The organism is Pararobbsia alpina, from assembly GCF_902859895.1.
GTDB lineage: Bacteria > Pseudomonadota > Gammaproteobacteria > Burkholderiales > Burkholderiaceae > Pararobbsia > Pararobbsia alpina.
Map to the genome: position 1 here is coordinate 1 of NZ_CADIKM010000101.1, position 5,913 is coordinate 5,913.

Sequence of the window (5,913 nt, forward strand, 5' to 3'; positions counted from 1 at the left end):
TTGTTCTTCGTCTTTTGCGCGCCTGAGGAGCTGCGCAACCTGAGCCTGCTCTACATCACCTTGACAGTACTTATCGCGTTCAATCTGAAGCGCTGGATCAGGGCGACAGAACCATTGCCGGTGTGAGCCTCAGAATTCTTGGCAGAGCCAATTCCGAATCATCAGATGTCGCACGGGAGCGCTGCAATCAGGTTTCGGGTGTCGCTTTTGCCTCGCACTGTCGCCGCGGCGGCCCCACACGGAACGTGACCGGGGTTCGACCAAAGAACCGAGTGTTCAATGAAGAACAAGAATTCTCTGCGTGGTCTGACAGGGAAAAGTGCGTGGTGGTTCGTGCTGGTGGCTCCATCAGGATCGGCGTCGGCGGATCAATTCGGGATCCGGGTGGCGGGCGGCGTTGGCGACCATCACGTCAAAGACGGAAGACCAGCAAGCCAATGCACCGCGCACGCCACAACTAGTCCGAATTCGCGTCATGTAAGTCAACCAGTTTCGTGGACTGCTCTACGAATTTGGCGTTGTGCTGCCGCAAGGCCGTCGGGCATCGATAGAGGCCGCCCAAACCGCGCTGGCGTCACTGACCGACGAGTTGCCTGCCATGCTGATAGACAGTCTGCAGGATCAGCTCTCGCGACTTCGCACGCTCGACGAACAGATCGCACGGATCGAACAGCGCATTCTTGAGTGGCTCGGATACCGGCGCCTACGAGATGGGGCGCAGACGGTCGATCGGTTTCGCGTACCGGATGCACGTCGTCGTGTCTTCGGCGAAGTTTTGCTCTCGCCAACGGCGCGATTCCGATGAGGGTCATGAGGCTTTTCCGCGTTACTTGATTAACCGCAAACCAGCCGACTTAGCGGCTTTCGCGTCGAATGTCGCCGTGTACTCGCACTGCGCATCATGGCAAACGCGCTCGATCAGGCAGTCCGCAAAGTCCGCTTTCGATGAAGCGAAAACGCGAAGGACCTTCCAAACTGTCTCGGCAGCTTCGACGGTCAACTTTTTAGTTCGAAGAAGTCCCTCAACCACTTTTGCAATCTGATTACGATCTGCCGCGTACAGGCTGGGAAGAATCCACACGACTTCCACCAAGGCAACCTGCGTCACGTAGCAGGTTCGTCGGTCGTCAACGACTCGATCAACGCACGCGCTTTCGGCGATTGAGCAGCGTCGTCCTGGGCGATGTATCGGACCAGGACGTTTGTATCGAGACCGATCATTACGCGTCCGCTCCCTGCGCAGCGATGGCGGCATTCATATCTTCAACGGACACAGGCTTAGCCGGCTTCCCGACAAGACCCTTGAGTGATTCAAGGGATTTCGTTGCAGGCACCAACTCGTAGCGTCCGGTGGCCTCGTTGAAGACGAATTCGATTCTGTCTCCGGCCCCAGCCCAAGGTCGCTCCGGACGCCGACCGGGATCGTTACCTGACCCTTCGACGTGATTGTCGCGGATGCCATTGTTTCCTCCTTGAATTCACAATTCCTTATGGTAAGGCGATCCAAAAATCAAGGCAGGTCGGCCGAAACGACTCGAGGCCGAGGTGTGCGGTCACACGCCGATCCAGACTGCCACGGCAGCTCAAAGAACAGGGGACGGCGACAAGGGGACAAAGAGGGGCTCGTCTCGTCGGGACCACGTCGCTTGGACACAACTGACAAGTCAACTGCGATGAGTATCCGTTTGATTCCGGGACGTGGCAGTGCTGCCAGCATTTGATGTAGTCACGCTCTGGTCATGCGACAAGAGTGATAGACGAAGATCCGTTTCGCCGCTCTGCGCAGTCACGCGCATCATGGACAGCGATCCGGCGCGGCCCGGCACTATCGTGGGGCGTGACATCTAAACGGCGGTCGCCCTCTCAAGGGCGATGAAACAGGCGCTCGTCCCAGACCACCGGGCGCGATTCGCCAATGACGATGCGCGCAGCAAGCGGATGAGCCGGGTTAACCAGCGCGTTCCACTCTTCTCGTGCGATGACAGACGGCACAAGCAGAATCGCGGTACGGCGTTCGGCTATCCAGCGATCCCCGAACGCCCGCGCGATCTCGATATCCGAGCCGTCCCATCCTGCCGGCAAAATGGCCGCGTCTGCGCGCTCCACCGGGATTTCGTCCGGCGCATCAGCCGCGACCGCCACGTGAGAAAGCGGCACCTTGCCGATCCGCGCGTGAACCAGCACTTCGAGCATCGCGCCCGCGAACGTCGTTGCGCCGTAGATGACGGCGCACCCGGGGCTGTTGAACCGGCCACCGATCAGCAGGGCGCCCGTACCGTCCCAGACGGGGTGCCGTCGATCCGCGATGCGGTAGATCCGCGTCATGCAGGAATCCCATAAAACAGCTTCCACAGCAGTTCTTCGACCCGTCTTGCGCCCAACTCGGTCATCGATACGTCGAGCGGTGTGCGGCCGTCCAGCAGTGGATGAGGAGTGTTGAGGAACTCCCTCGCGTCAGCTTCCGAGTCCCACACATATTCGGCGGTGGCGAAGATGCGTGCGAGACGTTCGGCCTTCTCTGATTCGTCCGGGCTGAGCAGATCGCGACGGCGCTTGAAGGTGGCTTCGGGGATGATACGAAACAGTAGAGTCCGACGCTCTTCGGAAGTGCGCGAGACATGCTCGACACTCGCTCGCAGTGCGGACTTCGGGAGACCGCCGCGCACCCGGTCATCCAGTTCCGCAAACGAAGTGGGCAACGGCGTCAGCGCCATGACTGACGCGATTCTGGCAGGTGAAACGATGACCATGACGGACCCCACTAAGTATCAAACGATACCCAATTATACACCAGATGATCCCGTGGCAGCGAAGTACTACGCGTGCAGTAGCGTCCTCCGAGATACAGGCCGATCAGTGGGTCCCGTGCCGCTAACGCAGATAGTGCTGCCCGCAAGAACTCGGCCCGATGGTCCGAAAATCGATGCGTTGAAGTCGTAACCGCCGAGGTAAAGATGATGCACGTGTGCTCATGCTGTTAGCGCAGCGAATTCGAATATGTGATTGCCTGCGGGCCGGCCCTCGGGACGCTGCGTGAACTCGCGTTGCTTCTTGGTTCCGGGCTGACGTTGCTGCGTTCGGACCGCCGCGCCCAGATGGGTCCGGGAGGGCGCGGTCCCAATGCGGCGGTTATCGCGCTGCGCCTGAAGGGCCTGCGCCACCTGCAACACATGACTCAGCCGTTTGTGCTCAACAATCGCACCCTGGTCAATTTCGGCCAGCCGGTCATAGGGCCGACTCGGCAACACCCGGCCATCGGCACGAATCTCGATGCAGCCGTCCGGGTACTCCCACACGTCGATATAGCGATGAATCAGCTTGCGGTTGGCCGGCGTATCGTCCAGCAGGTACATCACCCGGTCGTACTGCACCGTCAGGGACTTCGTCACGCGCCGCGTCTCACGCCACGTCAGCAGCAGATCGAGGCTCTCGTCGGCACGCAACGGTCGATGCGCGTTGAATCCACTCTTCGGCGGCTTCGCAAAGCGCGCGTTGTAAGCGGCCATGAAGGAGGGCGCGTAGGCATTGGCGTCGGCCACCGAGTGGATGCCGCGCAGCCGCAGCTCCTTCACCAGCCGGTCCTGCAGCGTCAGGTGCGCGCGCTCGACGCGACCCTTGGCCGAACTGCTGTTGGCGCAGAACGTGTCAATGTTCAACTCGTACATCGCGCGGCCAAAGTGCGTCACATTGCTTCCCGTTTCGTCCGTCTTCGTCTTGCGAAATACGCTGTACTTGTCGCTGTAGAACGCCACCGGCTTGCCGTGCTGTTCGAGATAGGCACGCGTCGCTTCGAAGTAGCTGAAGGTCGACTCGGTCGCGGTGAAGTGCAGCGCCATCAGCCGGCTCGTTGCATCGTCGACAAACACCAGCAGCGTGCACGCCGGCGCGCGTTGCTCGAACCAGCGATGGTCGCTGCCGTCGATCTGCACCAGCTCGCCCAGACACGACCGCCGGGCTCGTGGCTGATAGATCTTCGGCGGGCGCTGCCGGCGCGGTATCCACAGACCGGCGTCCGTCATTAGCCGCCTGACCGTTTCCTTTGCGAGCCGGATGCCGTGACATTCGTACAGCTTCTCGCAGGCCAGCGTCGGGCCAAAATCGACGTAGCACTCGTGGATGATGGCCTGAGCCCGCTGGGCCAGATTCTCGTCCAGGCGCCGGTTACCTTGTCGTGTCAGCAAGCACCCAATAATCCCCAGATGGAGGCACTGACCGAAATCGACAGCCCGTCGTCGTGCAGCCGACGGATCTCCGCCCAACGCTCTTCGTCACCGAATAGAAACAGCGAGCAGTATCAGTATTGATGTTGACGCCTTCAACGTTCTTCCGGATTGGGGGTGCCTCGTTCATGTTCCTTCCCGCAAAATCTGTTTTACGACAACTGCGCATTGGCAGGGTGGATCATTAGGCGGACAGCCAGCCGCCAAGCGATGTATTTTTTGTCCTCCTCCTTGATCTTGGCGAGCAAGGCCGCGCCTGCAACAAATGCCGAGCCGACACCGACGCCAGCGCCGTAACTGCACCAATTGGACCGAAAACCGGCCGCACCGTGACCAGTGCAATATCGGCTGCTGCACCCTCTGTCATACGCTTTTTTCCGTCTTTAACGTGGATTACACGCCCGATCGCTTGGGCTCCTCCACCTGAGATAACCGACCGTCCGCTTTGTCTGATCCAGTGAATCCCGAGGCTGTGGCGGCTATATGCAGCATCGAATGCGAGCGATTTTCGCCGTGCTGATTGGCTCGCTTGCCTGCTGACTATTTGATGTCGAAAAGGCCGCCTCGCGCGGACAGCACCCACTATCTGAAGCGGTAGTTGATTGCGGTCACTATGTTCAGTTCATCCCGGCGCTCCGTGATGGGACTGTGTGCAGCGTCGTGTTGCAGCCGGCCAACGGTAACGGCCAACGAGCCGACCCATTTCTTCGAGATGTCATAGCTCGCGTATGCGTTAAGGTGAACGTCGCGTAGTCCTGCACTCGTGTTGAAGGTTGGCAGGCCCGAAGCAGCGCTCTGTCCGGCGCTCACGCCAAACAACGATCGCGTGTATTCTGCATTTGCCCATGTCGCGCCCGGCCCGAATGACACCAGGAACCTGGAGGTTAGCGGCAGATTGGCCACCAGATCCGCACTGACCAAAAGTCCCTGGCCCGTTCCCGCAATGTCCTGGTAGGCCGCAACCGAACCCGTCAGCAACGACACCGAATAGTCGGCAAAAAGTTTGAGTTTCGGACCCTCGTTGACGTTCCCTAACCCATGCAAATGCGGATCGTCGGACTCGTTGCGCGATTGAAAATCCAGGCTGATCGCAGCGCCGACATGGTAAGCGTCGCCTTTGCCTTTAAGCACATTGATCCCGATCAGATCGAGACCCTGCGAGAAAATCCGGTCATCGTAGGAGATATCGAGCGATGGAATCGGCAAGAGTCGCAACTCCCGCGCGCCCGGATATTTGGGAGAAAGCATCAGGCCCGGACCCACCGATACCTTCCATTCATCGGCCCCGGAAGGACTTACGCTCGGGTCCTGGTCGTCGGCGAACGCGTGCGTGAGGCAAAGGCACCCGAACGCAATTGGCACGCACTGCAGTGCATGGCTTACCTTCACTACGTCCTTCCCGTCGTTGCGAGAGCCGGGGCGCCCACGCTCGCTTGCGAAGTATCACGCCTCGAATCAAGCACCGCTTTCCCCCCCTTTGGCGATATGCCGCAAACGCCTCGCGAGCGCCCGAGAGACTACCGGAGCGGCTTCTCCGCCTCCACCGCTTCGGGCCAGTTTACTTTCCCGCAGAAAGAGGCCTACTTCCCGCGCGACGATTTCGCGTTCGTTGTCGGACGTAATCATGTGATACGAATCGTCCAGATAAATCGAACGCAGGAACGTGGAGCCAATGTGCGAGCTGACAAATCTC

4 protein-coding genes and 4 pseudogenes are annotated in these 5,913 nt (G+C 59.7%); 1 reads left to right on the plus strand and 7 read right to left on the minus strand.

Translation table 11 applies throughout. From position 1 onward, the window contains the following. Positions 1-412 precede the first annotated feature (412 nt). Positions 413-688: pseudogene (locus tag HV670_RS32515) on the plus strand (IS110 family transposase); the annotation flags it as partial. A 138-nt stretch (positions 689-826) separates the two neighbouring features. Here HV670_RS32515 and HV670_RS29140 read toward each other — a convergent pair. From HV670_RS29140 to HV670_RS30710, 7 genes and pseudogenes are all read right to left on the minus strand, one after another. Next, a pseudogene (locus HV670_RS29140) lies at positions 827-1,221 on the minus strand (type II toxin-antitoxin system VapC family toxin). Further along, positions 1,221-1,462, minus strand: a pseudogene (locus tag HV670_RS31665) (AbrB/MazE/SpoVT family DNA-binding domain-containing protein). Before HV670_RS31665 ends, HV670_RS29140 begins: the two co-directional pseudogenes overlap by 1 nt. Before the next feature lie 401 nt (positions 1,463-1,863). Continuing rightward, on the minus strand, positions 1,864-2,325 hold the full coding sequence (locus HV670_RS29145; RefSeq protein ID WP_175108410.1) for an RES family NAD+ phosphorylase: 462 nt from the start codon (positions 2,323-2,325) through the stop codon (positions 1,864-1,866). Further along, positions 2,322-2,750 carry an antitoxin Xre/MbcA/ParS toxin-binding domain-containing protein gene (locus HV670_RS29150; protein WP_175108411.1) on the minus strand — a complete coding sequence of 143 codons (429 nt, stop codon included), beginning with the start codon at positions 2,748-2,750 and terminating at the stop codon, positions 2,322-2,324. The genes HV670_RS29145 and HV670_RS29150 overlap by 4 nt, the downstream gene beginning before the upstream one ends. Before the next feature lie 219 nt (positions 2,751-2,969). Beyond that, the gene (locus tag HV670_RS29155; RefSeq protein ID WP_246258088.1) at positions 2,970-4,181 is read right to left on the minus strand and encodes an ISNCY family transposase; all 1,212 of its coding nucleotides are present in this window, start codon (positions 4,179-4,181) and stop codon (positions 2,970-2,972) included. A 621-nt stretch (positions 4,182-4,802) separates the two neighbouring features. After that, a complete protein-coding gene (locus tag HV670_RS29160; RefSeq protein ID WP_343054527.1) occupies positions 4,803-5,483 on the minus strand; it encodes a MipA/OmpV family protein in 681 nt (226 codons plus the stop codon). Positions 5,484-5,675: 192 nt separating this feature from the next. Continuing rightward, a pseudogene (locus HV670_RS30710) lies at positions 5,676-5,913 on the minus strand (carboxylesterase); the annotation flags it as partial.

Excerpts from the sequence above, each read along its gene's own strand:
- HV670_RS29145 (WP_175108410.1), bottom strand. The coding sequence starts at position 2,325 with ATGACGCGGATCTACCGCATCGCGGATCGACGGCACCCCGTCTGGGAC.
- HV670_RS29150 (WP_175108411.1), bottom strand. The coding sequence starts at position 2,750 with ATGGTCATCGTTTCACCTGCCAGAATCGCGTCAGTCATGGCGCTGACG.